At 46.2% G+C, this 1,056-nt stretch carries 1 protein-coding gene; it reads left to right on the forward strand.

Annotation, left to right across the window (positions count from 1 at the left end):
* Window positions 1-79: 79 nt before the first annotated feature.
* A partial coding sequence (locus tag R7O12_RS26770) for a hypothetical protein (RefSeq protein WP_318127101.1) occupies window positions 80-1,056 on the forward strand: 977 nt, incomplete at its 3' end.

Here is a 1,056-nt window from a genome sequence, read left to right on the forward strand (position 1 = left end):
CCACAAAAATGGTGGCTTTTTTATTGCTTTCTATCAATAGAAGCAGCAGAATGAGAACAAATGTTATCGGGAGGTTAACATGCAACAAGGAATGTTGTCGTCATTACTCCTGAGCTTGTCACTGCTCACTCTACCCGTGGCCGTTTCTGCGAAGGAAATGCAGGAGTCTGTGGTAGAACAGTGGCTTCAGGATACTCAAATTCAAACCAAAGTTTCTGAACTCCTTGAGTACGTGGTCAGAGATGAGGTTGATTCGCTTAAATTTTCCCTCGATCGGCTCGCTTTTCCTCAGCAAGAGGTGGTGCGTTTTCGCCTGTTGGAAAAATTAGAACAGCAAAACATCATACTTACCCCGCGCATGGCACTGTTCGTGGAATCGCAAGTTCGTTTGACACCCACGTATCAAATGTTGGAGCGAGGCGATGGCTATGAATTCAGTGTACCCGCATTCAATTACCCAGCGATTGCGAGTCGTTTAATTAAGCGTTGGAAACAAGACCAAAGCACGTTAGATTTTGTGCTGCAAGCTGAACGAAAAGAGCTAAACCTGCAGCAGTGGTTAACGGGGACGTCTCAACAAATTCAGACGAGAGAATCCTTGCTCATTCGTGAGCTAGATAGCTTATCGCCAAGTGCGTTAAAAGCCTTAACGACGCAGTTAACTCAAACGAATGTCACCAGTTGGCTACCGTCCACAGCAGTGGTCGTTCGTATGGCGCAAGTCAGCCAAGACAAAGCCATGTACGATTTACTATGGCGAATGCGCGCCGATTACAATAGCCAACAGGAACTCAAGCGCTTAGCTGATACAGGAGATGCTTTCTCTTTGCAGCAGTTGATGAATGCCACGATCAACCCAAGCCTCAAACCTCACGCGATTCGCTTACTCACCAAATCCAATCCATTATCGCCGGAAGTGAAACAGTTTCTTATTGCGAAAATGGCATTATCTGAAGAAGCGACACTGGTCGCTCGTCAACTGGCTCAACAAGGCCACCAAACATGGCTTGAAGAATTAATTTCAAGTAACCGCCAAGTAAAGGCTCGTCAGATCGA

This window comes from Vibrio sp. Vb1574, assembly GCF_033338675.1.